We start from the raw sequence: 24,665 nt of genomic DNA, 5'->3' as shown, positions 1-24,665 counted from the left end.
AAACCTCTCCCCGTTGGCGTCAGCCTGTCGTCAGACAAGCGGAGAGAGGCTTTGAAATCGCTACCTTATGAGTACATTGAAGATGGGAGTGCGATTTGTTAACCTGCAATGCCAATGCATCAACCTGCAATGCCAATGCATCAACCTGCAATGCTAATGCATCAACCTGCAATGCCAACGCATCAACCTGCAATGCCGACGCATCAACTGGCAATGCTAATGCATCAACTGGCAATGCTTTGCATAAAAATAAGCAAAGCTTTATTAAGCTAAATTTTTAGGACTTGTGTGTACATCGTAGCAGAATCAAAAAGCGACAGACTTATAGCAGTTTTCATGTATTTGAATTACATCTGTCGTAGGGGCACAGCAATGCTGTGCCCTTACCGCGTGGTGAAAATAGCTGTAAACTTTAGTTCAAGGCAGGGAAAGATTTATCAAACTCACGTTTGTTTAAGCCCCGAAGAAAATTAGCGATGCCTACGGCAAGCTATGCTAACGCGCCACAGTGATTTTGATTAATATTTTAAAAGATAGTATGAATTTCTCCTCGCTATGTTACGACTAACAGAAGTAAAGCTCCCGCTTGATCATCCTGAAGATGAGATCAAGTCTGCCATCCTCAAAAAGCTGCAAATCACGGACGAAGAATTGATCGGCTATTCCATCTTCAAGCGTAGCTACGATGCGCGTAAAAAAGGAGAGATCACCCTTGTTTATATTCTGGATGTAGAAACGACTCAGGAGATTCATCTACTCAAGCGTCTGAAAAAACATCCTCATGTAATTGCCACGCCAGACATGAGTTATCGCCCAGTGGCACAAGCACCGAGCAATTTGGCGATTCGCCCCATCGTGATTGGTACTGGGCCTTGTGGATTATTTGCGGGTTTGATGCTGGCGCAAATGGGGTTCCATCCAATCATTTTAGAACGTGGCAAAAAAGTTCGCGATCGCACTGTTGATACCTTTGGCTTTTGGAAGAAAAAATCAGAGTTCAACCCAGAATCTAATGCTCAGTTTGGCGAAGGTGGGGCGGGTACATTCTCCGATGGCAAACTCTACAGTCAGGTTAAAGATCCTCAGCATTATGGACGCAAGGTACTAACCGAATTGGTCAATGCAGGAGCCTCACCAGAAATTCTCTATATCAACAAACCGCATATCGGCACTTTTAAACTAGTCGGAATCGTCCAAAGTATCCGCGCCCAAATCGAATCCCTCGGCGGTGAAATTCGCTTTGAAAGTCGGGTGGAAGATATCAATATCGAAAATGGACAGGTGCGGGGAGTCACCCTCGCCAGTGGGGAATATATCGCCAGCGATTATGTGGTTCTGGCGGTGGGTCACAGCGCCCGCGATACCTTTCAAATGCTATTTGATCGTGGGGTTTACATTGAGGCTAAACCTTTTTCCATCGGCTTTCGGGTCGAACATCCCCAGTCTCTCATTGACCAATGTCGTTTTGGCGCTCAAGCTGGTCATAAGCTTTTAGGTGCTGCCGATTACAAACTGGTTCACCACTGCCAAAATGGTCGTTCCGTCTATAGTTTCTGTATGTGTCCGGGGGGCTTGGTGGTTGCAGCCGCATCAGAACCGGGGCGACTTGTCACTAATGGGATGAGCCAATACTCTCGCAATGAGCGCAATGCTAATAGTGCGATCGTTGTGGGTATTACCCCCGAAGATTATCCGGGAAACGCCTTAGCCGGAATTGACTTTCAACGGCGCTTGGAAGAAAAGGCTTTTGAGTTGGGCGGTGGGACTTATGAAGCTCCAGGACAGTTGGTGGGAGACTTTCTCAACGATCGCCCCTCTACAACATTGGGCACTGTTAAACCGTCTTATACACCTGGGGTACATTTGGGTGATTTGAGCGAGAGTTTACCAGATTATGCGATCGCTGCCATCCGTGAAGCACTGCCCGCTTTTGACAAACAAATTAAAGGATTTGCAATGGACGATGCCGTGTTAACTGGGGTGGAAACCCGCACATCATCACCGATTCGGATTAAACGCAATCAGGATTATCAGAGTTTGAATACAGTCGGGCTTTATCCGGCTGGTGAAGGCGCGGGATACGCGGGGGGAATCCTCTCGGCTGGTATCGATGGTATCAAGGTGGCGGAGGCAGTGGCTTTAAGTATTTTGAAGAATTGAATGCGATTTTGGGTTAAGAGCGAGCGCTAGGTGATTACTGGATTTTAATCATTGCTGGTATCTTTGTAATTATTAGTGGGAGTAACTATGAGAACGATAGAAATAAAAGTAACTATAACAAGTCTTAAGCGAACAGCAAAAAGAATTATTAAAACAGTATTATGGTAATAATTTCCAGTTGATGACTCTTATCAATGAGAGTAAACTAACTTTTGAAGCAAAGCAGCAAATTGAAGATACTCTATTTTTGTCTCCTGAGAACAGTAATTGAGAGTTCACTTCCGTCCTGCCAATACTTGTTCGGTACTCAAATCCAACTGGGGAAAAGTGGGAGAGATGATGCGTTCTTGTCCTCGGAATGCAACTGCATCATAGAACCCTTCTACTAGAGTGCATACTGTTACTATCTCTTGAATTGGGTCAACAATCCAGTATTCGGGAATTTCCAGAACAGCATACTCAGAACGCTTGCTGCGGTAGTCTGTGGTTTGTGTAGATTCGCTGACGACTTCTACCACTAATATGGGGGGAGTTTCGTTGAGTTCGATCACAGCTTCTCGATTAGAAAGTGCTTCCCACTGCTGTGTTGGTAATACTACCACATCTGGAATTCGTGAGGTGTCCCAGCGTCCAGAGCGTGGTGAACGCACTCCGACAGAAAACTTTTGTGCTGTCCAATTATTGCCCATGTTAGCAATTTCGTCATCAAAGCTTCGTTCTAAAAACTTGGAGATGCCACCGTGCTTGCCAGTGCCAAGACTCATGGGTATTAATTCTCCATCTACCAATTCATATTGGATATCAGTGCCATCGTTATATTTGAGATACTCTGCAAAAGTCAGTTTTTTGGTGGTTGCAGTCATAGTGATACCTACGGTGGGCTGCGCCTACGCAATCCTCATCGATGACTCAATACAGTTATTCTACGCGACAACCCAAGGTGATGAAGCAATTGCTGCCGTGCGGGGTATCAACCTTCTCCTGGGATTCTCTTAGTACAGCTCATATTTCATTAACTGACAAGGCAGCGCTCCGTTGTACACCGCAATTCGCTGGGATGATTTTAGTCCAATCGATTGAGACAGTTCTTTGTTGCCACTCAGCACAAATGCAGTCCAGCCTTTGAAGCGTTGTTTCAACACATCGCCCAAAAGTTTATAGAACGCCCCTAAATCGCTATCTCGCCCCAGCCGTTCGCCATAGGGTGGATTGCAGAATAAAATCCCACTGTCTGCGGGGGCGACAACATCGGCAAGCTCCATTTGAGAAAACCAGACATGGTTATCAACGCCGCAGTTTTGAGCATTGTTAATCGCTTGCTCAATTATATTTTCATCGCGATCGCTTCCCCAAATAGGTGCGGTCAGGGTATCTAGTTGGCTATCCTTAGCTTCTTGGAGCAGTTTTTCTAAAAGAGACAGGTCAAAGTCGAGCCAATTTTCAAATCCAAAGCAATCGCGGAACAGTCCTGGCGCTATATTCAGCGCCTTTAAGCTAGCTTCTAGAGGTAAGGTGCCAGACCCACAGAGAGGATCATAGAACATCTGGTCTGGCTGCCAGCCCGAAAGTTGAATGAGCGCGGCAGCCAGAGATTCCTTGAGAGGGGCTGCTCCAACCGCAGGGCGGTAGCCTCGGCGGTGCAGACTATTTCCCGAACTGTCGAGTTTAACGGTACAAAAATCGCGCTCAATATGAACATTGATCCGCACATCTGGGTCATGAAGTTCTACATTTGAACGCTCGCCCAGATTTTCTTGCTGCTGGTCAACGATCGCATTTTTGATCTGGAGAGATGTGAAGTGGGTGTGATTGAGGCGATCGTTTTTGCCTGTGACATTCACCGCCAGGGTCATATCTGGCGTTACATAGTTTTGCCAATCGATGGTCTGGATGCCGCGATAGAGATCCTTAGCATCAAGGCAAGGAAACTCATGGATATTCACCAAGATTCGGAACGGCAGCCTAGCCCAGAGATTGACGCGATAAAGTAGGGTGCGATCGCCCTCAAAGGCTACACCGCAAAACCCTGGCTCTACGGAATGGGCACCCAGTTGCTCTAACTCCTGAGCCGCGAGGGTTTCTAATCCGCGAGCAACTGTTGCAAAATAATTCATAATGACGCTCGTTCCTCACTACCGCTTCGCTAACGTAATTCGTAATTCGTAATTAATGGCTACTAGTAACTCCAATTCTCTTAGTCCACGCAGGTGGACTTTGCTTGTGTAGTAGCGAATTCTATTCGCCCAATACTTTTTAAACTGAGATTAATCTAGAATTTTCTAAAATCAATCATTGTCTGGCGATAAGCATCTGGCAAACCTGTATCAAAACACTTACCTTTAACAACATATCCTGTCATTCCCTCTTCCTGACGCAATTTTTCCAGACAGGATGTTAACTGAAATTCACCTCGTTCCCAGAAATTTTGGTTGATATGTTCTCCTAGAAAGTCAAAAATTTTCGGCGTTAGTAAATACAAGCCAAATATACCTAAAAACTCATTTTCTGACATTCCCTCTACACGCAAATGTTGTTGTGCATACTCAATAGTAGGTTTTTCATAGAGTTGTGTAACTGACAAAATCGAGTTTAAATCTTGCCAAACTCCTGCTACACACCCAGCTTTATGAATAATATCTGCTGGCATTGCAGTTAAGGCAACAATACTTTGATTAACTTGTTCATAAACATCTAAAACTTGACTAGCACAAGATTTTTCAATATCAGATGCATAAATATGGTCGCCCAACATGAGCAAAAATGGCTCATTTTGTACCCAATCCTTGGCACAAAATACCGCATGACCATAGCCTAATTGCTCCTTTTGTAACAAAATGGTAATTCTGCTACCTAAATCTTCGAGATATCGACTATATTCTTGATTTTGCGGTGAAAGTTTTTGTAAAAGTTCTTTTTTGGGTGGATTTTTCAATAAATCTTCAAATGTTTCTTGATCATCCGGTTGCACTACGATCGCTACTTCTGCAATTCCAGCACTAATTGCCTCTTCAATAATTGCGATAATAACAGGTTTTGCCCTACCATCTCGATCAATAATCGGGAAAAGTTCTTTTTTGACAACTTTAGTAGCTGGAAACAACCGAGTGCCAAAACCAGCTACCGGAATCACAGCTTTTCTAACTTGATTTTTCTGCATAAGCAGTTCATCACCCCAACTTCTCAAACAACTCCGCCAACACCACATTAGAAAACAAAAACCCTTGTGGATCAATCAAACGCAACCTTCCCTCTGCAACTTCTACCCAACCTTTCTCAATGTGCGATCGCAAACACCTGCAAATTTCCTCTACTTTCTCTTCCCCAAACGCCTCCGCCAACGCGGTTAAACTCAAACCCTCCGCCAAACGCAACCCCAACATTAATGTTTCTAACAATACTTCCTTTTGGGGAGTCACATCACAATCAATCACACCGCCAGCTTGTACCCACTGGTAATACTCCCTAGTTTTACGCGGACGAGTGAAGCGTTTCCCCTCAACATAACTCGCCGCACCCATACCAAAGCCATAATAAGGGCGGTTTTCCCAATACACTCGATTATGCCGACACTGATGGCCAGCTTGGGCATAATTGGAAATTTCATAATGCTCATAACCTGCACTAGTCAAAACTTGCTGCCCCATCTGGTACATTTTGACTGTGGCTTCATCCGTCGGCAAAGGAATATCGCCAGGTTTGTAGTAACGACCAAAGGCTGTACCTGGCTCAATGGTAAGATCATAGATGGAAATGTGAGTGGGTACAAGCCCTATCGCTTTTTCTAGGGAATCTTGCCATTGATCCAAAGACTGATGCGGCAACCCAGAAATTAAGTCTAAACTAACTTCGGGAATCTCGACTTGGTGGATTAGTTCCACAGCGGCAAAAATATCTTCAACTGAGTGCGATCGCCCCGCCCTTTGCAATAATTCTGATTGAAAGGCTTGTACACCCAAACTTACCCGGTTCACGCCAGCACTGCGATAGCCTGCTATATGTGCTAAATCAAAGGTGCCTGGGTCGATTTCCATAGAAATTTCTGCCCCAGACGCAATACCAAAATGCTTCTCTAGCTTTCCTACTATACGTTGTAGCTGCTCCGTTGATAGCAGCGAAGGAGTACCACCACCAAAGAAAATTGTCTTTAGGGGTTGACCAAGTGCTGGTGTCATGGCAATTTCTTGACATAGTATCTCAACATATTGGGAGATAGTACCAGATGTTTCGCCCCGCAAGCGATCGCCCACAACAGACACCGGGAAATCACAATAAAAACACCGTCGTCTGCAAAAGGGTATATGCACATAAGCAGAACTCGCAATTCCAGAAATACTAAATTTTTGACTCATTTTGAGAAAAGTTTTAAGTTAACCCAGCTGCGAATTAGAGACAATGAAAATGAGTAGTTTCTTTACAAGTTTTTGTCGTTTGACAACGAAACAATGAAAAATATTAAGATAAAAGCCTTTGGTTATAATAATTACAGATATTGTCAGCCTAAACCCTTAGTGTAAGTCAATATTGATGAGTTTATCTTACCGATGAAATAAAAAATACTTAACTTTCTCGGTTAACACAGTTGCAGGAAAACAAGACAACCATGCTTGACGCCATTATTATTTTCTCATTTATCCTAGCAGCGTCGGGAATAGGGTTCTACAGCATTGAACTACTACCCAATGACACGCTAGATCAGGTAACAAATATTGAAGCTTTACGCTTAGTTGTTGCCGTCTTTGCGGCTATTATTGGTGGTGCGATCGGGCTGAGTTTCCAGACGACATATCGTCGCCTAGAATCACAAATCAAAGAAATGCCTCTGGAAGTGATCTTAACTCGTGCGATCGGCTTAGTGATTGGGCTATTACTAGCTAACCTCATGCTAGCCCCACTATTTTTGCTACCTATCCCGGCAGATTTTGGATTTATTAAGCCACTAGTGGCAGTTGTCGGCAGTATTATCCTCTCCGTCACTGGTATGAATTTGGCAGATACCCACGGACGAGGCTTATTGCGGTTCATTAATCCCAACACCGTCGAATCGATGGTTGTGGAAGGAACATTAAAACCCGCCAATACCAAAGTTTTAGATACTAGCTGTATTATCGATGGTCGCATTGAAGCGTTACTAGAAACAGGGTTTTTAGAAGGGCAAATTCTCGTCCCGCAGTTTGTCTTGCAAGAACTCCAACAAGTAGCCGATGCTAGCAAAGACCAAAAACGGGTGCGGGGAAGGCGAGGACTAGAAATTCTTAACCGCATTAAGGAAGATTACCCCGATCGCATCCTGATTAATGGAGTTGATTACGACGATATCCCCACAGTAGATGCCAAGTTAGTGCGCTTTGCCCAAGAAATTAGCGGCACACTGCTAACCAACGACTATAACTTGTCTAAAGTCGCCAGTGTTCAGAAAGTACCTGTTTTGAATGTAAATGATTTAGTGAATGCCGTCCGTCCCAGTTATTTACCTGGTGACAACCTGGATTTGAAAATTCTCAAGGAAGGCAAGGAACCCAGTCAAGGCATTGGCTATCTAGATGACGGTACAATGGTAGTCGTTGAAGAAGGTAGCAATTATGTGGGTGGTGAACTGCGAGTAGTAGTCACCAGTGCTTTACAAACTACAGCAGGAAGAATGATTTTTGCCAAACCCCAAGCTTCAGCATTGGCGTGAGGGAAATGTCAGGTGCAATTAGAGTTAAATTATGCCATCGGTGCAGGTTAACTGCACCGATTATTTATTGGACTGACGCAACTCTGATAAACATGTATTTAATCAGACCTTATTGATGTACGTCGCCTTCTACTTGTGCCTGTAAATGCTGTAACTGCTCAATTGATAACCCTGTAACTATTGCTATCTGTTCTAATTGCATACCAGTATTAACTAGATTTATTGCCACTTCAAGTAAAGCTTCAGCTTTACCTTCAGCTTTGCCTTCAGCCTTGCCTTCAGCTTTGCCTTCAGCCTTGCCTTCAGCCTTGCCTTCTTCTAAAATATCTTGATAAATCACTGACTCGCGCATAATATCTGACCTCAAAACTCGTCTGATAACCTCTTTGTCTAATACTAAACCAGCTAAAATCGCTGTGGAAGCAGCAATATTACTTTGAGTTCTTGATTCTGTCATACTATTAATTTCCCGTGCCACTTGGTTAAGCACGGCTTCTCGATCAATTGTACTACTCAAAACCGCAAAGGGTAACAGTCCAGGCGTTCTCAGAAATACTTCAGTTGGTTGTTCCCAAAGTCTGATAACTGCAAATTCATGGCGTGTCCCAGAAATTGTAAATGTATTTTGTTGCACCAAATCGGAATTTGTCTGCTTAAGGTAAATCACAACTTGATGCATTGCTTTGTGTGGAAAGCGGCGATATACTCGCAACCGATAGTCAATCATCCGAAAAGGAATTTCAGCATCTGGTTGGGTTTGAAATTCCAAATGTAATATGTTTTGCTCCGACTGTAGCAGAATTAAGGCATCAGCCCGAATGGGTTCGAGAGATAATTCTTTTGGACTTAATTCGGTTAAAGTGATGGGTTCGCCTAATAACCAAGTTGCGAAGTCACTGGAGAAGTTTTCAGCTAAAAATTTGCAGATATTGTCAAAATTCACAGGTATTTTTCCATTACATAGTTTTGAAACCAAACTCCCCGCAGTTCTACTTGCTGTTCCCTGACTATGCTAAATCCCTTGTTTTGAAAAAATGGCTTTGCAGTAATACTCGCTTCTGTATATAGCCGTTTAATTCCTCGGAATTTGGCAGTATTTTCTATATGACTTAAGAGTTTTGAGCCAATACCCTTTCTTTGGTATTTGCTATGACAATAAAAACAATCAATGTGACCATCGGGTTCTAATTCTCCAAACCCAACTATCTCATCATTATTTTCTACAATGTAGGGAAGCTTGGCTTGTAATCTTTTCTGCCAAACTTCATCATCCATACATTCCGGTGCCCAAGCATTGACTTGTTCCTGAGTATAGTCGCAAATATTGATTTCATGAACTGTATCGTAAAAGAGTTTCATTATTATGTTAGTATCAGATAGTCTATATTCCCTAATGAGCATATTAAAGCCTAATGTTCATAAATCTCTAATGGCAAATTATCTGGGTCTTTAAAGAAAGTAAATTTTTTACCTGTAATTTCATCAACTCTGATATTCTCTACTTCTAACCCTTTTGATTTTAAATAAAAAACAGTTTGCTCAATATCATCAACTTGAAAAGCAAGATGCCTTAAACCACAAGCCTCTGGTTTACTAGCCCGTTCTGGAGGATTTGCGAATGAGAATAACTCTATTTGAGCATTTTCTCCAACTCGTAAATCTAATTTATAAGAATTTCTCTCGGCGCGAAAAGTCTCTTGAATAATTGAAAATCCTAAAACTTCTACATAAAATCTTTTTGAGCGATCGTAGTCAGAACAAATAATAGCTACATGATGAATACCAGTGGTTTTCATGTGTAATTCTCAAGCTACCAATCATTTACCTTTAGCACTTTTAGCAGAGTTTTGCTAGTTTTGGCAAGATAAGGGCTTTAGCAAAGTGCTAATCTTGAAAATGCAACCCTTGATGCCACCAGCCTTAAAGACGCTGACTTACGTAGAGCAATATTTATCACTCTAGATCAGAACTGCTACATTTTGGCATGAAGCAATATACGACGATGATTTTCGTAAGGAACTAGGGTTACTTCCATGAAATTAGATCGCATCACCAGCAATCCCAATCGCATGAATGGACAACCCTCTATTCGTAATCTTCGCCTTACCGTTCGTCGAGTGATTGAGTTATTAGCTACCTACCCTAATCGAGAAGAACTGCGCCAGGAGTTTCCCGAATTAGAAGATGAAGATATTCAGCAAGCCTTAATTTTTGCATCGTCTTACTTGGGCGATCGCATCATTGATCTACCTAACCGCGATGAAACTGTTGCTTGATCAGGGATTACCAATCCAGAGAGCTAATGATGAAGGATTTAATGAGTCATAGATTAGAATGAATGCATAAATAGTGTTAATCAGGAATTTGCTTATAAAATTGGGCGCAAGTAAGAAACCAAAAGAAGCAAGGGAACTTCTAACTCGCTCTAAAGCCTTATAAATAAAGTTTTGCGACAGCCAAGTGATGCGTACCTTTCTTGCGCGATATTGGCTCAAGTAGCTGTACACAGTAGTAGCGTGTATGGACAGAGAATAGTCTAATAACATTGTTCAGCTTGATTATCTGCGTGCTGGTCAACGACTATAAGACTATCTATTCCTAAAGAGGTTACAGGTGTCAAGCAAAAAAATAGGTTTTTGGTCTGTGTGGGCATTGGGTGTAGGAGGCATTGTCGGTGGACTTTTTCCAGCGCTGGGAGTTGTAATTCAAATAGCTGATGCAGGCGCACCACTAGCATTTGTTATCGCCGGGACAATAGCTTTGATAACTACTTATGCTTATGCAAAACTTTCGGTAGCTCATCCATGTCGAGGTGGGACAGTAACTTTCTTAAACCAGGCTTTTGGTCTAGGGCTGTTTAGTGGGACACTGAATCTTCTACTATGGTTTAGCTATATAGTCATGCTTTCGTTTTACTTGCAGGCTTTTGGTAGTTATGGAATTAGCCTGTTCACAGAGTCTACTCAACCTATTTGGAAGCACTTACTGATTAGCTTGGCAATTTTAGGGACAACTGGACTAAATCTACTAACTGCCAATCATATTGGTAAATCTCAAATCTGGATTGTCAGCTTCAAACTAGGGATTTTGATACTGTTCATTACTATGGGGATCAGTCATATCGACATTTCCCGTCTAGAACCAGTCTCAGTGTCGTCGCTACAGTCAATTTTTGCAGGAGCAATGGTGATCTTCTTGTCTTATGAAGGCTTTGAGCTAATCGCCAATACAGCGGAGGATCTTGTCAATCCCAAGTACACTTTGCCACGAGTTTATTACTCTGTAATCGGGTTCGTTATTTTGCTTTACGTTTTAATAGCACTCGTCACATTGGGAGCAGAACCAATAGAACAGATTTTAGCCGCAAGAGACTATGCTTTGGCTGAAGTTGCCAAACCAATTATGGGGCAATTTGGATCTGTTTTGATTACTATTGCTGCTCTTTTATCAACTATCTCGGCTAGTAATGCAACACTCTACGGTTCAGCTCGTTTTAGCTCTGTTATTGCTAAATCTAGGGGGTTTGACTCTGGCAGCGAAATAAATGGCTCTGACCAATCTTCAATTGGCTTATTTATTACTAGTGGTATTACTCTAATAATCGCCAATTTCTTTGATATAAGTCGGATCTCAACGATGGGTAGTGCTGGGTTTCTCCTGATATTTGCTGCGGTTAATTTAGCTAATGCTCGTCTTTATCGTTATACGAAAAGTAAGCAGTGGATTTCACTTCTAGGTGCTGGAATATGTTTGGTGGCACTAGGAATGTTAATTTGGTTTGCTTTGCAAACAGATCCACAAACCGTCTGGGTTTTAATATTCATGGTAGGAGTAGCCATAAGTATCGAAGTAATCTACTACCTGTCAAACAACCGACAGATGCACCTTTGAAGAAGCTTTGCTCAACTCTAAGACGCATTTGTGGTAGTCCACGTTTGCATTAATTTACAATCAGGTAACGTTGTTAGGTAGTTGTGGCTGATGGGTAATCATCCATCAGCCTCAGAAAAACAATCTCTGCCATCTGGCTTCAACAAAGGTAAATTTATTTATGGACTTGCTCAATTGAGGAATGAAATCTTTTTTCTCCCTTTGGAACCGCCATAATGCCTAAATGCTTGCTGTGGCAGGGCTTTTGGTTGTGAGCGATCGCTTTATATTGAAATAATCTGGATTTCCGTTACTCGGTGCATTGGTTTGGTTGGCTTTTCAAGTGACTTTATGCATGGAGTCAATCTAAAATCTAAAATCCAAAATTGTGTGACGACTCACGGAATCCACCTCGACGAGCAAGTTCAAGTTCAATTTCGTCTTCGTTGAGAAGTTGCAATCCAGCAGCGATCGCTCGTTGTCGAATTGACCATAATTTTTTGGCTAAGGGTGTTTGTGGCACAAAATCAGATTCGTTGGGTGTTGTTTCTGACTCAGATTTAAGTAGTTCAACAAACTCCAAAACTTTTTGTTCCTTTTGGGGTGTGAGTTCTCGCCAGTGTTCAAGTAGTTCAACTTCATTACCCATAAGTACAACGCTCGTGAATGATTTTTCTATTTTAGTGGCAGAAGTCTTATTTACTGTTCCTTGCTATAAAATTTTGCTTGGAGTACAATCGTTTCTCATTAACTTGGCATAAAGCAATATATATTGATGATGATTTTCATCAGGAGATAGTGTTACTTCCATGAAATTAGATCGCATCACCAGCAATCCCAATCGTATGAATGGACAGCCCTCTATTCGTAATCTTCGCCTTACCGTTCGTCGAGTGATTGAGTTATTAGCTACTTACCCTAATCGTGAAGAACTGCGCCAAGAGTTTCCCGAATTAGAAGATGAAGATATTCAGCAAGCTTTAATTTTTGCATCGTCCTACTTGAGCGATCGCATTATTGAACTACCTAACAGCTATGAAACTGTTGCTTGATCAGGGATTACCACTCTCTGCGGCAGCATACTTGTGCCAAATAGCTTCGATTTCATACCCATTAGGCTTTGGTGACTGCATTTTTCTTTCCATGATTTCTGCCATTCCTAGCATCATGCAAGTAAGGCTTGGCCATTCCATAGAAATTACTAAATCTTCCCATAAAAAGAGTATTGGTGATGTTTCCTGTTGTTTTTCATTACCAACTACAACGTATAAGCCATTCTCCGTGCTATAAATAGGAAACAAGCGTGAAGAAAAACTTTTGCTATTCAGAAGAGAAGATGGAACTTTTTGTTGGCTATTATTTGCGTTTATTAATAGCCGTGATTTGTGTTCGTCCTTATTTAACCAAGAGGCTATAGAGCGATATTGATTAATTGCTTCTCCTAATGGGAAAAAAACATCGTCGCTCAATGGAAATTCAAATGGAAAATAACTGTCGAAGGAATCCCAATTTTTGTTGGGGTTGACACCAATAGGCAAACAACTATTACCCCTTTGGTATAGTTCGCAAAGTTCTAATGGTAAATGAAACGGATAATCATGAGTAAGTTCCTGGATCTGCTCAACACTTAATCTTGGAGGATAATCTGGATTATAGCCGCCGCAAACACTCCAATATTCAAGACAGCCTATATAACCACTCTGTTCTGCAAGGATTGCAATCTTATCAATAACAGAGTTTATTGTTGACATTCTACACCTCCAAACAAAATCAATTTTTACTATTCTTGTAAAACAGTCTTTGATACAATCCTAGTTTTCTTGAGGTCTGCTTCCGAAAGTTGTTCTCCAGCTTGCAAGCGAGTGGCAGAAGTTTGCAATACTGTCGCTGCCCCTTTATCTCCTATTTGTAAAGCAGTTTTAGCAGCCGTTTGTAGCATTGTGGCTGCACCAGTGCGATCGCCTTGTTGCAATTTCGCCTCGGCTAACTGGGTTTGGCGATACTTGGCTAATGCTAAAATAGACTTCTGAACCTGGGGATTGGATGTCGGTTGATACGCCAGTACTACATCTGCATACACTGGCATCAAGGGCGAAAGTAAACCTTCTTCGTTAACCAATGGGTCATCATAGCGAATTTGTAGATGAGCGATCGCTTGCTTTCCTTCTGCTAACTGTCCGAGATAAATGTTAGCCAAAACTACCCGTTCTACATCCTGCATCAAATCTCCCAAACGTAGAGCAAAGCTACCATCAGCTTCTGGTTCCACTGGTAACTCGATTGTGTCTGGGGCGACTTGGGCAATGGGTTTCAATTCTGCTAGTCGGACATTGGGCACTAGAGATAATAGCAAGTAGGCATTAGTTAGCCCAATAGACTGAATCCGTCCAAACAGTCGGCTAAATTGATCCACTGCTTGTTCAGGACGTTCAATATGGGCTAAAGTCCCACCACCGACATCAGCAATTTTTTCCAGCAAATCTTGATTCCAGTTATTGCCAAATCCAAAAGTGTTAATAGTTAGGTTCAGCTTGGCAGCCTTTTGCGCGAGTTGAAGACAGCGCTTGTTGTCATCTCGCCCAATATCCCACTTCCAAATTCGCAAACCGCTATCACCATGCCCATCCGTAAGGAGAAACGCTTGGGAAACAGCGCCTCTTGTACCCTTCATCAGTTCTGTAATTCCCAATTCCAAACCATCAGCGATTATAGTACCGCCGCTAGCACTGAGTTTGCTTTTAATTTGAGATTTGATGCTTTCGGGGTCTTGGATCACTTGGTTGGGGATAATCACTTCCGCAGACCCGGAAAAAGCCACAACTGAGATGCGATCGCCTACTTTCAACCGATCGATTAATCCTTCCACTGCCTGGATCACCGTTTTTATTGGTTGTCCATGCATGGAACCACTTTTATCTAAAATCAAGCAGAGATTAAGAGGCAGATTTTGGTCAAACTCACCAGCGATCGCAAAAATTGTCATTGCTAGTTGACGTTGGCTACTTGTTTGAGCCACATCAACATTATTGTCATTTAACGCCGATAGCAATTTAACTTTCATTGCGGAGGGGTATCTTGCAAAACGGTTTTGGAGACAATTCTAGTTTTCTTGCGATCGCTTTCAGATAAATCTCCACCAGATTGTAGCTGGGTGGCAGAAGTTTGCAACACCGTCGCCGCACTTTTATCTCCCATTTGCAGGGCAGTTTTAGCAGCCGTTTGTAACATTGTCGCCGCACCAGAGCGATCGCCCTGTTGCAATTTCGTCTCGGCTAACTGAGTTTGGCGATACTTAGCTAATGCCAAAATAGAGTGTTGCACCTGAGGATTCGGGTCTGCTTGGTAATTTTTCACTACATGGGCATAAACTGGGATATTTGGTGTAACTAAACCTACCTGGTTGGCGGCTGGGTCATCATAGCGGACTTGCACATTAGCGATCGCTTGTTCACCTGTTGGCAATTGTCCCAAATAAATATTAGCTAAGATTACCCGTTCCGCATCTTTCATTAAATCTCCCAACCGCACAGACAAACGTCCATCAGTTTCTTGTTGCAGTGGTAACTCAATTGTGTCTGGGGAAACTTGGGCAATTGGTTTGAGTTCCGCTAGCCGGACATTGGGCATTAGAGATAATAACAGATAAGCATTAGTCAATCCCACCGTTTGAATGCGGCTGAACAGGCGATTAAACTCCTCCACTGCCTGTTCGGGTTTTTGAATATAAGATAAAGTACCCAAACCAGCATCGGCAATTTTTTCTAAAACATCTTGGTTCCAATTGTCACCAAATCCCAAAGTGTTCAAAGTCAAATTATAGCTAGCAGCCAATTGGGCGAATTTCAAACAGCGATTGTTATCACCGTGTTCATTTTCCCCGTCGGTTAATAGGAAGGCTTGGGAAACAGTATCTTTTTTGCCCTTTGCCAACTCCTCAATCCCTAAACGCAGTCCTTCATCAATCGCAGTTCCACCATCGGCAGATAAGCGATTAATTTGCTGTTTGATTTTCTCTGGATCTTCGATACTTTGACTGGGTACTAAGACTTTGGCACGGTGATCAAAAACTACAACACTGAGGCGATCGCCAGGATTTAGCCTATCTACCAGACGAATCGCTGCTTTTTTGACCGTTTCTAGCGCTCGCCCGTTCATCGAACCACTATGATCGAGAATTAAGCATAAATTCAGGGGTACGTGGCGGTCTTGATTTTCTGCGATCGCTGAAATCGAAATTCCCAACTGACGTTGACTGTTCAGTTGATTTGCGTCCAAATTACCATCATTCAAGGCAGGCTGCAAACTAACCTTCATAACTCAAAGTCCCTATTCAGGATATACATATTTATAAATAACTTCAAAGCACTACTTTAGCTCTACGGAAAACTTATCCAACACAAATACACTAATATAATCAGAATATCTTAGAAGCCAAGCATTGGCAGATGTTAAGCCACCTTATGCATTAGGGAGAAATCCGCACCTTGAGGGAAGCGTGCATCGCGCTAGGATGTATTACAGTTAACGGCATAGTTTCAGGCGATCAGTTGCTATGGACATTTCCCCAATCAAGGCTGTTCAAGCCCCTTATTACGGCGATAACTTCTACCGGACACCGCCGCCAGATTTACCTTCCCTCTTGTTGAAGGAGCGAATTGTCTATATTGGGATGCCACTGGTGCCTGCTGTCACCGAATTAATCGTGGCCGAGTTGTTGTTTTTGCAGTCCGACGACCCCGAAAAGCCGATTAAAATCTATATCAACTCCACCGGCACTTCCGGTTACAGTGGCGAACCCATAGGCTTTGAAACCGAAGCCTTCGCCATCTTTGACACCATGAAATATATCAAGCCTCCTATCCACACCATCTGCGTCGGTTCCGCGATGGGTATGGCAGCGATGCTCCTCAGTGCTGGTACAAAAGGTTGCCGCGCTAGTTTACCTCACTCCTCGATTATCCTGCATCAGCCCAAGAGCTACGCTCAAGGTCAAGCAACGGATATTCAAATTCGCGCCAGGGAAGTTTTGGTAAATAAAGGGGCGTTAGTTGATATCTTGCATCGCACCACCGGACAGCCTCCAGAAAAAATTATTAAAGATATGGATCGGCTGTTATATCTGACACCCTACCAAGCGAAAGAATACGGGATAATTGACCGAGTTTTTGAGAAAGAAGAACTCGCAAATCCCCCACTCCCTGCTAGTGTCCTTTAACACTCCCTGCTAGTGTCCTTTAATTTAGTTATGAGTTATGAGTTATTGAAAACTCCTCACTCCTAACTCCTAAGTCCTCAATCTGCGATCATCCCCAAATTATTAAAAACGGAGCAAATTATGCCTATAGGCGTTCCTAAAGTTCCTTACCGGATGCCCGGAGGACAATATACAGATTGGATTAGCATCTACGATCGCCTTTACCGGGAACGGATTATTTTCTTAGGGCGAGATATTGATGATGAAATTGCCAATCAAATTATTGCTGTAATGCTGTATCTGGATTCAGATGATCCAGGTAAAGATATTTATTTATACATCAATTCCCCCGGTGGGATGGTTACATCTGGCATGGCTATTTTTGACACCATGCAACATATCAAATCAGATGTAGTGACTATTTGCGTAGGTTTAGCGGCTTCAATGGGGTCTTTCCTGCTGGCAGCTGGCACCAAAGGCAAACGGCTAGCATTGCCTCACTCACGGATTATGATTCACCAGCCTTCAGGTGGCACCCGTGGACAAGCAACCGATATCGAAATTGAAGCTAGAGAGATTCTGCGGATTCGTCACCAGCTCAATGGGATTTATGCCGATAAAACGGGTCAGACCATAGCAAAAATTGAAAAAGATATGGATCGTGACTTTTTTATGTCTGCCGAAGAGGCTAAGGAATACGGTTTAATTGACCGTGTGATTGAAGAACGAACCTCCGTAGTAGTAGGGGAGTAGGGAATAGGGAGTAGGGAGTAGGGAGTAGGGGGGATGAGGAAGCAGGGGAAGAATTCTAACTCCTTAACTCCTAACTCCTAACTCCTAACTCCCTACTCCCTTCCCTAAACAAACTGTCAACATTGAACTTTAAAATAGCAAATTAGCCCTTATTATTAATAGTTCAGGCTTGAAGCAGATAGCTGATAGCCTCTAGGTGGATATTCGATAGCTCATAGCTCAAGATGGATCTTGGAGATTGCTACCGTTTATTGGGTTTAAGGTCGGGAGCCTCTTTTGCTGACATCAAAGCGTCTTATCGACGACTGGCGCAGCAATATCATCCCGATATCAACCCAGATGACAACAAAGCCAAAGATAAGTTTATTGCCTTGACAGAGGCTTATAAACTCCTGCTGACGGTAGTACTGCCAGAGGAAACAGCTGCACATTTAAGTCAGGTGTCAACATCTGGGCGTGATGACGCTAAAGCAACGCATTGGCAGAAAACACCAGTAACAACGGTGACAAGCCAACAACCAGGGAAATTAAAGCCGCCTAATCTGTTGGAAATAGAAGAACGGCTGAAGTGGAAGACTTATGAGCAATTGCAGCGATTTTTGCAAGAAAGACGATTTCCTCAAGCGATCGCACTGGCGGAAGCTTTAGCAGATCGTTTGTCAACAGATGCAGAAGTTCGCCAATGGCTAGCGATCGCCTATCAAATTTGGGGACGGGCACTAATTACCGAAAACCAACTGCTCAAAGCCAGAATTTATCTCAAAAAAGCTCTGAAGACAGACCCCCATAATAAAAGTCTCTGGTATGAAGTGCAGCGCGATTTCCAGCGCTTAGAACAAATTTTTTAAAGTTTACAAAATTTTAAATCTCGTTTCCAGGTCAAAGAAGAAAATGCTCTTTGTTGGGGTTCTGCCGCTTAGACGGGAGGGGGGAGCCTTCCAAAAGGCATTCCCAGTCGGAGACTGGGAACGAGGTACGAATTACGAATTACCTAGTCATTACCGCCATCCGCGCAACACTGCTCCCAAGGTAGCAATTCCTTCGACAATCTTTTCAGTTGTTTGAAAGCTAAAAGCTAACCTGATGGCATCATCTCCCTGTCCATTGGCATAGCAGCGAGTTCCTGGCAGGAAACTGACGCCGTGTTCACCAGCAGCAGTTAGAAGTGCTTTGGCGCTGATATCTGGTGGCAATTTACACCAAACGAAGAAGCCGCCATCGGGACGCAAAGCAACTATATCACTGGGAAACTCTTGAGCGATCGCCTCTAACAACAAATTACACTTATGCTTATAGCAGGCAATTAGCTCCTGAATGTGATGATCTAGTTTGCCTGTAGCACAGTAGCGGGCGACCACATGACTGACAAACGGCCCCACAGGCCCCTCACTTTTGAACATTGCCAGCCGCTCAATAATTGCTGGATCGCCACAAGCCCAGCCTAGCCTTACGCCAGGCGCAATAATTTTCGAGAAGGTACTCACGTATAACACCCACCCCTCCTTGTCGAGGGTTGCCAAGGGTGGCACAGTTTCACCTTGGAAACGCAAATCGCTGTAAGCATCGTCTTCCACCACCAGTACGCCATACTCAGCCGCTAACGCTACCAGCTTTTGGCGGCGAAATAACGGCATAGTAGCGCCTGTGGGATTATGAAAAGTGGGGATGGTGTAAATAAACCGGGGTCGAATGCCCTGTTTCTTCAAATCGCTCAAAGTTTCTTCTAGGGCGTCCACATCCATCCCCATCTCATCCACAGGAATGCTAATCAGGCGTGCGCCAGCATGGACAAATCTACTAACTACTCCCAGGAAAGTTGGGCCTTCCACAATTACCACATCACCAGGTTCGACAAACACATCTGGTAGTAAGCCGAGAATCTGACCAGAACCGTAGCCAACGATCACGCGATCGCGATCGGTAGCGATTCCTTTAGCCTGCAAGCGGAGGATGATTTGTTCATACAATTGGGCTGAAGGTGGCCCATAATTAAGGGCGATCGGAGCCTCTTCTGCCAGCACAGCGGCACTTGCAGCAGCCAAGTCAGCGTGGGGAAAGAGAATTGGATCAGCTAGACCGTAGGCAAAGCTAACGGTGATAATTTTGGTTAACTCTGTACCATAGGTTGGTGGTGTCAGATTTCTAGCTCGTTCTGCGAATAAATCAGTAATTTGGTAAGCAGGGGTGGTGGGAGCCATAAGCAATTAAAAATTGGGAGTCAGAATACAGAACACACAAAAAGGTAATTAGCTAAAAGTCAGATCGCAGGAAGCCTCCAATCTTTTAGGGCAATATTAGCGACGCAGGAGCGTCATTTTTTAAGAGAGTGGGGTCTTAAACTTTCGTTAGTCTTCCAAAATTCATTGTGGATTCTGGCTCCTGACGGATGTATTCTTTCTTATTAACATCATGACAAGTATCGTGAATATTGACTAATAGAATGGAATTACTAGAGTGAAATTAATTAATTTCAAGTGGCAGCAGCTAATTCTCAGCTTGGGCTGTCTGCTACTAATGATTGCCTGTAAAAGTTTCTATCCCACTACTAACTCAGATGCTAAACCTCTCAAGGTGGCGACAGACCCCACCTTTGTCCCTTTTGAAATCCAAAGGGCTAGCGGGAACTTGGAAGGCTTTGATATTGATTTGATGAATGCAATCGCTAAAGTAGCAGGTTTTGCAGTCCAGCTTGAAAGTCTGCCCTTTGATGGCATGATCTCCACTTTACAAGCGAAAAGAGTCGATGCCGCAATTAGTGGGATTACGATTACCGCAGAACGCCTGAAAACAATTTCCTTTTCACGACCTTATTTTAAAGCCGGACTAGCGATCGCTGTACGCGAAGATAACCAAAATATTAAAGACTTCAATAGTCTCAAAGGTAAAAAAATTGCTGTACAAATTGGTTCCACTGGGGCAGATTTTGCCAAAACCATCCCCAACGCCAAAATTAGTACTTTTAATTCTGGGCCAGAATTTTTCCAAGACTTACTCAATGGCAATGTTGATGCTGTGGTTAGCGATGCTTTCGCTACTTTGTATGCGATTAAAAATGGCAAACTCAAAGGCATCAGAGTTGTTGCCGATTTGCTTACCCAAGAATACTACGGGATTGCTACACCTAAAGACTCCCCCCATCTGGATGCAATTAATAAAGGTATAGCGACTTTGTTATCCAATGGCACTTACAAGCAAATTTATCAAAAATGGTTTAACGCTGAACCTCCGCAATTACCAGATTCTTGGGCATTGGTCAATAATCAATAGTTCTTCATTCCCCTGCTTCCCCTACTCCCCACTCACCCATTTATAAGAAATTGGCTGCCAATAATATATTAAATATTTATCTAATATGCGTCACAATTAATACTGCCACCAAAATTCATTGATCAACTACAATCTCTTGTAGGTCTACTGTAGTCAGGGACAGCCAATTGTGGCACCTTGGATCTTAGTGGCTAGAAGCACCTTGGAACGGGAATTAAGGAACTTCCACTATGCTGATTTGCCCTCAGTGTAAATTTGAAAACCCCAATAGCAACAAATTCTGTCAAAACTGTGGCACGTCCCTGACCCACAAGGTCTGTCCTGAATGCAGTACCGATGATGTACCTGTGAATGCACTACGTTGTCAAAACTGTGGCACGGAATGTGGAACAGTGTTTTGGGCAATTATTGCTAAGGAAAAGAGTGGGGAAGCTTTGGGAATAGACGGGGATGAGGGAGATAAGGGAGTAGAGGCAGTAGAGGCAGATGAGGGAGCAATATCCTCCTCATCTCCTCTATCCCCTAGTTCTCAGATTGCATTAGGCTCCTATTTAGACCCCCAAGAGCGCTATCAATTGTTAGATTCGCTACCTGCCCAAACAGAAACTGCCACCATGACTGATGTGGGTGCGAGAGTTCTAGACTGCCAGCCGTATCAAATATCACCCATTGAGGTAATACTAGCAAGTCAGCAATCAGATTTAGTAACGCCATCAGTGGAAGCAAGTGGAATTCCTCGCCTTGCTAAACTTTATATTGCCTTACAATCCCAAGGTCAGCGGGGGATACCGCCGATTCACGATGCATGGCAGCAGGGTGATATCCAGGTAGTAATAATCGAAGACCGCTCGGATTGGCAGCATTTACTCGACCTGTGGCAAGAAGAAACAACGAGTTCGTTAAAAATTTTACACTGGTGTTATCAAATGACCCAACTTTGGGCATTATTGGAACCAGTAAATTGTCGTCAAAGCCTTTTAGATTTGTCGAATTTGCGATTGGATGAAGACCAAACGCTGGCGCTACAGAGGTTGTATGTGGAATCATCGAATTCTCAGCCCGCCACCGAGTCGCCAGAAGATGCCCAAGCTCAAACATCTGCTATTCCAGAGCAACCGTTAACTATCCAAGCTTTGGGGCGGGTTTGGCAAGCGCTATTTAGGCAGTCTCAACGCACTCAATTTGGCTCTGTAGTCCAGATGTTGGGGGATTTAGATGTAGGTAAGATTCACACAATCGCACAATTGCGATCGCGTTTGGAGGAAATCTCTGTTGAACTGGAAGCACTAGGAACCGCAACTTTGCCCCCCATAAAGGAGAAAAATACTGCTGTGCCAACTATCCCGCAATCAGATGAGCCAGAAGATATCATTAGCAAAACTGATGATATGCCAACTGTTGTGCTGGCGATGCAGTTAAGTAGCTTAGAAGATGCAGGACGCACAGATGTGGGGCGTCAACGTCATCATAACGAAGACTACTTTGGCATTGAAACCAAAATTCACAAGCTGGAATTGCCCAAAAGTCGAGTCCTGGAAGCGCATGGTTTGTATATTCTCTGTGATGGTATGGGTGGACACGCTGGCGGCGAGATAGCCAGCGAGTTAGCAGTCAACACCCTACGGCAATACTTTCAAGAACACTGGATTGCTAACCAACTGCCAACAGAAGATAGCATTCGTGAGGCAGTGTATTTAGCTAATGAGGCGATTTACAAGCTCAATCAACAAGATGCCCGTTCTGGAGTGGGGCGCATGGGTACAACTTTGGTAATGCTCTTAATTCAAGATACTCAAGCAGCAGTTGCTCATGTGGGAGATAGCCGTCTCTATCGCTTGACACGCAAGCGGGGACTAGAACAAGTCACAGTAGATCACGAAGTTGGGCAACGGGAAATTACGCGCGGAGTAGAAGCAAGCATAGCTTACGCCCGCCCAGATGCCTACCAACTCACCCAAGCCTTGGGGCCTCGTGATGAAAACTCGATTAATCCCGATGTCGGCTTTTTCGAGATCAATGAAGATACTCTTCTGCTGTTGGCATCGGACGGTCTATCAGATAATGATTTACTAGAAACTCATTGGCAGACCCACTTAGAACCCTTACTTAGTTCTGGCGTTAACTTAGAACGGGGCGTTACAGACTTAATTGATTTTGCGAACCAACACAATGGTCATGACAACATTACTGGTATACTTATTCGGGCAAAAGTACGCCCAAATCTGGAAAGTTAATCATAAATGAAAATGGGGCATGGGGCATAGGGTATAAGAAAGAATAATCACCAATTCCCAATAGACATATCCGTGAATTAACCTCGAAGCCTTACAAATCAGAGGTTAAAACCTAAATTTACGGATAAGTTTAATCCCCAATGCCCAATGCCCAATGCCCAATGCCCAATGCCCAATCCCTGATCCATTTACCTTATAGGTTGTATTGTGGTTAGTCTGACTCTGTTAGAACCGCAACAGAAAACGCCCCTCCAGCAGTGGTGCTTTGAGAACTCCTCCATAATTCGGATTGGTCGAGCGGCAGATAATCACGTTGTTTTAAGTGATAGTTTGGTTTCGCGGCATCATCTAGAACTGAGACAAGTCGCTTCCCCTAGCAATGGCAATGTTTGGCAACTGATTAGTCAGGGTACAAATGGCACTTTCCTCAACGGTGTCCTTGTGATTCAGAGTCCGTTACCAGATAATTCCCTTTTGCAACTGGCACAGGGAGGCCCAATACTGCAATTCCAAATTCAGGAGGTAACAGTACTGGAAACTGGTTTGCGATCGCAACAAATGCAAGGGACAGTGGAAAACGCCGCCGAGACACTTTACTCAGCAAAAAATCCGGCAAATTCATCCTCCACTTGCACGCACGAAGGTAACTCACCGAACAATCTGTTTTGCATCCACTGCGGTCAACCTCTCTCAGTGCAACAGAGGATTCGCCATTATCAGGTGTTGCGAATTCTCGGACAAGGAGGTATGGGTACTACTTATCTCGCTTGGGATGCGGCTGGTGTAATTGCGGGTATGCCACAACTGCTGGTGTTGAAGCAAATGAATGCTGATATGGCGAAAATTGCCAAAGCTCAAGAGTTATTTGAGCGGGAGGCGTACACTCTAAAATCCCTTAACCATCCTGGAATTCCCAAGTATTACGATTTCTTTGTAGAAGACGGAAAAAAATACTTGGCAATGGAACTAATCCACGGACAAGATTTAGAGAAACGCGTTTATACCACTGGGCCAGTTACACCAAGCCAAGCGATCGCTTGGATGATCCAAACCTGCGATATCTTAGACTATCTTCATAGCCTAGAGCCTCCACTTATTCACCGCGATATTAAACCCGCCAACTTAATGGTGCGAAGTTCTTTGAATCGTATAGTGGTGCTAGATTTTGGCGCAGTTAAGGAAATTGGCACAGCGCCCGGTACTCGAATTGGTGCAGAAGGTTACTGCGCTCCTGAACAAGAACGAGGACAACCTTTGACTCAATCTGATTTGTATGCAATTGGGCCAACGCTGATTTTTCTGCTCACAGGAGAAAACCCGTTCAAGTATTACCGCCAACGAGGGCGAAACTTCAGGTTTGATGTGGCAAAGGTTCCCACCATTAGTTCCCAATTAAGAGATGTGATTGACCGCGTTACAGAACCATTGCCACGCGCTCGTTACCAAACTGCAAAGGAGCTAGCTGCGGCTTTAGCTGCTTGCAAAGTTTAGAGAGTGGGGAGTAGGGAAT

The 24,665-nt window shown here is 43.5% G+C and carries 24 protein-coding genes and 1 pseudogene; 12 read left to right on the top strand and 13 right to left on the bottom strand.

Going from position 1 to position 24,665, the window contains the following annotated elements:
* Positions 1 to 19: 19 nt before the first annotated feature.
* Entirely contained in the window at positions 20 to 235 is a 216-nt protein-coding gene (locus HWQ41_RS17300; protein ID WP_292765192.1) for a hypothetical protein, read from the bottom strand.
* Positions 236 to 555: 320 nt separating this feature from the next.
* On the opposite strand from HWQ41_RS17300, the gene HWQ41_RS17295 reads away from it, so the two are divergent.
* Positions 556 to 2,160, top strand: coding sequence for an NAD(P)/FAD-dependent oxidoreductase (locus HWQ41_RS17295; protein WP_292765189.1), 1,605 nt, complete (start codon positions 556 to 558; stop codon positions 2,158 to 2,160).
* 275 nt (positions 2,161 to 2,435) lie between these two features.
* Here HWQ41_RS17295 and HWQ41_RS17290 read toward each other — a convergent pair whose 3' ends face one another.
* From HWQ41_RS17290 to hemW, 4 genes are all read right to left on the bottom strand, one after another.
* Entirely contained in the window at positions 2,436 to 3,023 is a 588-nt protein-coding gene (locus tag HWQ41_RS17290) for a Uma2 family endonuclease (protein WP_292765186.1), read from the bottom strand.
* Between the two features lie 129 nt (positions 3,024 to 3,152).
* Positions 3,153 to 4,274, bottom strand: a complete 1,122-nt coding sequence (locus tag HWQ41_RS17285) for a THUMP domain-containing protein (protein ID WP_292765183.1) — start codon at positions 4,272 to 4,274, stop codon at positions 3,153 to 3,155.
* 155 nt (positions 4,275 to 4,429) lie between these two features.
* Complete coding sequence (locus HWQ41_RS17280; protein ID WP_292765180.1) at positions 4,430 to 5,317, bottom strand: sugar phosphate nucleotidyltransferase; 888 nt, start codon at positions 5,315 to 5,317, stop codon at positions 4,430 to 4,432.
* A 10-nt stretch (positions 5,318 to 5,327) separates the two neighbouring features.
* Complete coding sequence (gene hemW / locus HWQ41_RS17275) at positions 5,328 to 6,509, bottom strand: radical SAM family heme chaperone HemW (protein WP_292765178.1); 1,182 nt, start codon at positions 6,507 to 6,509, stop codon at positions 5,328 to 5,330.
* Positions 6,510 to 6,760: 251 nt separating this feature from the next.
* Between hemW and HWQ41_RS17270 the strand changes: the two genes are divergently transcribed.
* On the top strand, positions 6,761 to 7,837 hold the full coding sequence (locus HWQ41_RS17270) for a PIN/TRAM domain-containing protein (protein ID WP_292765177.1): 1,077 nt from the start codon (positions 6,761 to 6,763) through the stop codon (positions 7,835 to 7,837).
* Positions 7,838 to 7,946: 109 nt separating this feature from the next.
* On the opposite strand, the gene HWQ41_RS17265 is transcribed toward HWQ41_RS17270, so the two are convergent.
* From HWQ41_RS17265 to HWQ41_RS17255, 3 genes are read right to left on the bottom strand one after another with little or no spacing between them, the layout of a single operon-like run.
* Positions 7,947 to 8,780: an Rpn family recombination-promoting nuclease/putative transposase gene (locus HWQ41_RS17265; protein WP_292765175.1), complete on the bottom strand. Its 834-nt coding sequence runs from the start codon at positions 8,778 to 8,780 to the stop codon at positions 7,947 to 7,949.
* Entirely contained in the window at positions 8,777 to 9,196 is a 420-nt protein-coding gene (locus tag HWQ41_RS17260) for a GNAT family N-acetyltransferase (protein WP_366931680.1), read from the bottom strand. Before HWQ41_RS17260 ends, HWQ41_RS17265 begins: the two co-directional genes overlap by 4 nt.
* Before the next feature lie 50 nt (positions 9,197 to 9,246).
* Complete coding sequence (locus HWQ41_RS17255) at positions 9,247 to 9,633, bottom strand: VOC family protein (RefSeq protein ID WP_292765171.1); 387 nt, start codon at positions 9,631 to 9,633, stop codon at positions 9,247 to 9,249.
* Positions 9,634 to 9,726: 93 nt separating this feature from the next.
* Here HWQ41_RS17255 and HWQ41_RS34305 point away from each other — a divergent pair.
* From HWQ41_RS34305 to HWQ41_RS17245, 3 genes and pseudogenes are all read left to right on the top strand, one after another.
* A pseudogene (locus tag HWQ41_RS34305) lies at positions 9,727 to 9,825 on the top strand (hypothetical protein); the annotation flags it as partial.
* 45 nt (positions 9,826 to 9,870) lie between these two features.
* Positions 9,871 to 10,113, top strand: coding sequence for a DUF433 domain-containing protein (locus HWQ41_RS17250; RefSeq protein WP_292765169.1), 243 nt, complete (start codon positions 9,871 to 9,873; stop codon positions 10,111 to 10,113).
* A gap of 337 nt (positions 10,114 to 10,450) precedes the next feature.
* Complete coding sequence (locus HWQ41_RS17245; RefSeq protein ID WP_292765168.1) at positions 10,451 to 11,728, top strand: APC family permease; 1,278 nt, start codon at positions 10,451 to 10,453, stop codon at positions 11,726 to 11,728.
* Between the two features lie 352 nt (positions 11,729 to 12,080).
* Here HWQ41_RS17245 and HWQ41_RS17240 read toward each other — a convergent pair whose 3' ends face one another.
* Positions 12,081 to 12,356 carry a hypothetical protein gene (locus tag HWQ41_RS17240; protein ID WP_292765166.1) on the bottom strand — a complete coding sequence of 92 codons (276 nt, stop codon included), beginning with the start codon at positions 12,354 to 12,356 and terminating at the stop codon, positions 12,081 to 12,083.
* A 160-nt stretch (positions 12,357 to 12,516) separates the two neighbouring features.
* On the opposite strand from HWQ41_RS17240, the gene HWQ41_RS17235 reads away from it, so the two are divergent.
* Positions 12,517 to 12,759, top strand: coding sequence for a DUF433 domain-containing protein (locus HWQ41_RS17235; RefSeq protein ID WP_292765164.1), 243 nt, complete (start codon positions 12,517 to 12,519; stop codon positions 12,757 to 12,759).
* On the opposite strand, the gene HWQ41_RS17230 is transcribed toward HWQ41_RS17235, so the two are convergent.
* Genes HWQ41_RS17230 through HWQ41_RS17220 form a run of 3 tightly spaced genes read right to left on the bottom strand, consistent with a single transcriptional unit; the run spans position 12,760 to position 16,021 of the window.
* Positions 12,760 to 13,458: an SMI1/KNR4 family protein gene (locus HWQ41_RS17230; RefSeq protein WP_292765161.1), complete on the bottom strand. Its 699-nt coding sequence runs from the start codon at positions 13,456 to 13,458 to the stop codon at positions 12,760 to 12,762.
* Positions 13,459 to 13,487: 29 nt separating this feature from the next.
* The gene (locus HWQ41_RS17225; RefSeq protein ID WP_292765159.1) at positions 13,488 to 14,768 is read right to left on the bottom strand and encodes a VWA domain-containing protein; all 1,281 of its coding nucleotides are present in this window, start codon (positions 14,766 to 14,768) and stop codon (positions 13,488 to 13,490) included.
* Complete coding sequence (locus HWQ41_RS17220; protein WP_292765156.1) at positions 14,765 to 16,021, bottom strand: VWA domain-containing protein; 1,257 nt, start codon at positions 16,019 to 16,021, stop codon at positions 14,765 to 14,767. Before HWQ41_RS17220 ends, HWQ41_RS17225 begins: the two co-directional genes overlap by 4 nt.
* A 238-nt stretch (positions 16,022 to 16,259) precedes the next feature.
* Between HWQ41_RS17220 and HWQ41_RS17215 the strand changes: the two genes are divergently transcribed.
* From HWQ41_RS17215 to HWQ41_RS17205, 3 genes are all read left to right on the top strand, one after another.
* On the top strand, positions 16,260 to 16,922 hold the full coding sequence (locus HWQ41_RS17215) for an ATP-dependent Clp protease proteolytic subunit (protein ID WP_292765153.1): 663 nt from the start codon (positions 16,260 to 16,262) through the stop codon (positions 16,920 to 16,922).
* Between the two features lie 120 nt (positions 16,923 to 17,042).
* Entirely contained in the window at positions 17,043 to 17,654 is a 612-nt protein-coding gene (locus HWQ41_RS17210; RefSeq protein WP_292765150.1) for an ATP-dependent Clp protease proteolytic subunit, read from the top strand.
* A gap of 224 nt (positions 17,655 to 17,878) precedes the next feature.
* Positions 17,879 to 18,502 carry a J domain-containing protein gene (locus HWQ41_RS17205; protein ID WP_292765148.1) on the top strand — a complete coding sequence of 208 codons (624 nt, stop codon included), beginning with the start codon at positions 17,879 to 17,881 and terminating at the stop codon, positions 18,500 to 18,502.
* A 150-nt stretch (positions 18,503 to 18,652) separates the two neighbouring features.
* Here the strand turns inward: HWQ41_RS17205 and HWQ41_RS17200 are convergent, their stop codons facing one another.
* Entirely contained in the window at positions 18,653 to 19,852 is a 1,200-nt protein-coding gene (locus HWQ41_RS17200; protein WP_292765145.1) for a PLP-dependent aminotransferase family protein, read from the bottom strand.
* A gap of 256 nt (positions 19,853 to 20,108) precedes the next feature.
* Between HWQ41_RS17200 and HWQ41_RS17195 the strand changes: the two genes are divergently transcribed.
* From HWQ41_RS17195 to HWQ41_RS17185, 3 genes are all read left to right on the top strand, one after another.
* Entirely contained in the window at positions 20,109 to 20,921 is an 813-nt protein-coding gene (locus tag HWQ41_RS17195) for a basic amino acid ABC transporter substrate-binding protein (RefSeq protein WP_292765142.1), read from the top strand.
* Positions 20,922 to 21,151: 230 nt separating this feature from the next.
* Positions 21,152 to 23,155 (top strand): serine/threonine phosphatase, encoded by a 2,004-nt coding sequence (locus HWQ41_RS17190; protein ID WP_292765139.1) that lies wholly within the window; start codon positions 21,152 to 21,154, stop codon positions 23,153 to 23,155.
* A gap of 207 nt (positions 23,156 to 23,362) precedes the next feature.
* Positions 23,363 to 24,646: an FHA domain-containing serine/threonine-protein kinase gene (locus tag HWQ41_RS17185; protein WP_292765136.1), complete on the top strand. Its 1,284-nt coding sequence runs from the start codon at positions 23,363 to 23,365 to the stop codon at positions 24,644 to 24,646.
* Positions 24,647 to 24,665: the final 19 nt, after the last annotated feature.

It is taken from the genome of Nostoc sp. NOS(2021) (genome assembly GCF_017115025.1).
GTDB lineage: Bacteria > Cyanobacteriota > Cyanobacteriia > Cyanobacteriales > Nostocaceae > Nostoc.
The sequence above is the reverse complement of the archived record's forward strand: the minus strand, read 5'-3'. Positions and strand labels throughout refer to the sequence as shown.

Coding starts and splice junctions, on each gene's coding strand:
- HWQ41_RS17215 (WP_292765153.1), top strand. CDS start 16,260: ATGGACATTTCCCCAATCAAGGCTGTTCAAGCCCCTTATTACGGCGAT.
- HWQ41_RS17235 (WP_292765164.1), top strand. CDS start 12,517: ATGAAATTAGATCGCATCACCAGCAATCCCAATCGTATGAATGGACAG.
- HWQ41_RS17290 (WP_292765186.1), bottom strand. CDS start 3,023: ATGACTGCAACCACCAAAAAACTGACTTTTGCAGAGTATCTCAAATAT.
- HWQ41_RS17205 (WP_292765148.1), top strand. CDS start 17,879: ATGGATCTTGGAGATTGCTACCGTTTATTGGGTTTAAGGTCGGGAGCC.
- HWQ41_RS17260 (WP_366931680.1), bottom strand. CDS start 9,196: ATGAAACTCTTTTACGATACAGTTCATGAAATCAATATTTGCGACTAT.
- HWQ41_RS17250 (WP_292765169.1), top strand. CDS start 9,871: ATGAAATTAGATCGCATCACCAGCAATCCCAATCGCATGAATGGACAA.
- HWQ41_RS17255 (WP_292765171.1), bottom strand. CDS start 9,633: ATGAAAACCACTGGTATTCATCATGTAGCTATTATTTGTTCTGACTAC.
- HWQ41_RS17230 (WP_292765161.1), bottom strand. CDS start 13,458: ATGTCAACAATAAACTCTGTTATTGATAAGATTGCAATCCTTGCAGAA.
- HWQ41_RS17225 (WP_292765159.1), bottom strand. CDS start 14,768: ATGAAAGTTAAATTGCTATCGGCGTTAAATGACAATAATGTTGATGTG.
- HWQ41_RS17220 (WP_292765156.1), bottom strand. CDS start 16,021: ATGAAGGTTAGTTTGCAGCCTGCCTTGAATGATGGTAATTTGGACGCA.
- hemW (WP_292765178.1), bottom strand. CDS start 6,509: ATGAGTCAAAAATTTAGTATTTCTGGAATTGCGAGTTCTGCTTATGTG.
- HWQ41_RS17200 (WP_292765145.1), bottom strand. CDS start 19,852: ATGGCTCCCACCACCCCTGCTTACCAAATTACTGATTTATTCGCAGAA.
- HWQ41_RS17295 (WP_292765189.1), top strand. CDS start 556: ATGTTACGACTAACAGAAGTAAAGCTCCCGCTTGATCATCCTGAAGAT.
- HWQ41_RS17240 (WP_292765166.1), bottom strand. CDS start 12,356: ATGGGTAATGAAGTTGAACTACTTGAACACTGGCGAGAACTCACACCC.
- HWQ41_RS17270 (WP_292765177.1), top strand. CDS start 6,761: ATGCTTGACGCCATTATTATTTTCTCATTTATCCTAGCAGCGTCGGGA.
- HWQ41_RS17190 (WP_292765139.1), top strand. CDS start 21,152: ATGCTGATTTGCCCTCAGTGTAAATTTGAAAACCCCAATAGCAACAAA.
- HWQ41_RS17210 (WP_292765150.1), top strand. CDS start 17,043: ATGCCTATAGGCGTTCCTAAAGTTCCTTACCGGATGCCCGGAGGACAA.
- HWQ41_RS17280 (WP_292765180.1), bottom strand. CDS start 5,317: ATGCAGAAAAATCAAGTTAGAAAAGCTGTGATTCCGGTAGCTGGTTTT.
- HWQ41_RS17285 (WP_292765183.1), bottom strand. CDS start 4,274: ATGAATTATTTTGCAACAGTTGCTCGCGGATTAGAAACCCTCGCGGCT.